Source organism: Arthrobacter sp. SO5 (assembly GCF_020532805.1).
GTDB lineage: Bacteria > Actinomycetota > Actinomycetes > Actinomycetales > Micrococcaceae > Arthrobacter.
The window spans coordinates 1-1,310 of the sequence record NZ_MQTQ01000013.1 but is presented as its reverse complement, the minus strand read 5'-3'; the positions used below and the strand labels follow the sequence as shown (position 1 = coordinate 1,310).

Here is a 1,310-nt window from a genome sequence, read left to right as displayed (position 1 = left end):
CCACGCAATCCATCCCCCGGCAACCGCCGTCAGCACGGCACCGGCGGTTTGGGTGGGCAGGCTGCTGCCCGTGGTCGCCTGCCCCAGCACGACGCCCAGGACGTAGAAGAGGACGGCGCCGGCGATCCAGAGCGCTCCCGCCCAGCGCGGCAGTGTCCGGCAGCCCCACACCGCAACGCCGAGCAGGACGTTCCCGACGAAGGCCATCAAGAGGCCCAGCAGGAACGAACCCGTCATGGCGTCCGGAAATGCCAGCTGCATAACGTCCCGGTTTCCGCCGAGGTAGGCCTTCCCGATTGCGGGCGTGGCGAAAGTGGAGATCACGGCGGGCACCAGCAACAGTGCGGTGCCGGCGACGGTGATGACCATAGCCGCCAGGGCCAGCCGCCCCACGCGGCTGTTTGCCAGGCAGCAGCCGAGGGCGAAGGCGCCGAAGATCGCGAGGATTGTGCCCCCTGTGCTGCCGAGGAGATGGCTGGACTGGTACGAGTCGGAGCTGACAAAGCGCGCCCAGGCGTCCGGGTCCCGCTCCTGGTCCGGCTGCGGGTCAAGCGTGGCCCAGGCGGTGATCAGCCCATACACCGGCAGGCTCCACAACCCGGCAAGGATCCAGCGGCGGATGTTCTGCGTATTCATGTGCTCGCCTTTCGTGACACTTAGCCTTCAATCCGGGCCTCGACGCCGGGTCCATCCCGAGGGGGCACTAGGCCGCCTGCCGGAGGCCGTCCGCACCGAGGACGACGCCGGCCGTGACGAAACGGCCGCACTCCCGGCCGTAGGGGTAGGACGCCCGCGGTGTGAAGGCCAGCGTCCGGATCGGCAGCGGGAGTCCGTTGGCATCTGTCCCCGCGGATGTCGCCTCGATGGGGGAATCGCTCAGCGTCCCCATCATCAGCATCCCGGTCAGGGTGCCGTCCGGGGAAGAACCTGCCGAGCAGGGGCGGTCACCTCCGTAGGGCCCCGGTTCGCAGCCCTGGTCCACGGCGGTGCTGCCGGGGAAGAGCTCCAGATCAGTCTCGGCGCAGCGGCCCTCCTGGCAAGCTTTCAGATGGACCGTCCTGACCGACGAGGCGTAGTCCCGGGCCACTGTCAGCGCGACCACCGGTGCCTGGGCGATCGCCGGGCACGCCGTCTCGGCCTGGCATCCGGCCGCCAGCAGAGCGGTACATGCCAGGACCGCGATCGCCGCCAACGTGCGCATGTCTCAGGGTAGAGCGGACGGCCCCTCCGGGCTAGGAGACTGCTGAATTAATCGGGAGGCGTTAAGGCGCGTCGGCTGGACTGGTGGGGCTGGTGGTTAAGACTGGTTG

2 protein-coding genes are annotated in these 1,310 nt (G+C 69.0%); both read right to left on the bottom strand.

Annotated elements, in window-relative coordinates:
• The coding region (locus BJG92_RS02585) for a hypothetical protein (RefSeq protein ID WP_232082458.1) at positions 1-636 on the bottom strand (636 nt) is incomplete at its 3' end.
• Positions 637-703: 67 nt separating this feature from the next.
• A complete protein-coding gene (locus tag BJG92_RS02580) occupies positions 704-1,201 on the bottom strand; it encodes a hypothetical protein (RefSeq protein ID WP_232082457.1) in 498 nt (165 codons plus the stop codon).
• Positions 1,202-1,310 lie beyond the last annotated feature (109 nt).

What these genes read in the sequence shown, in the direction of transcription:
- BJG92_RS02580 (WP_232082457.1), bottom strand. Translation starts at nt 1,201, where the DNA reads ATGCGCACGTTGGCGGCGATCGCGGTCCTGGCATGTACCGCTCTGCTG.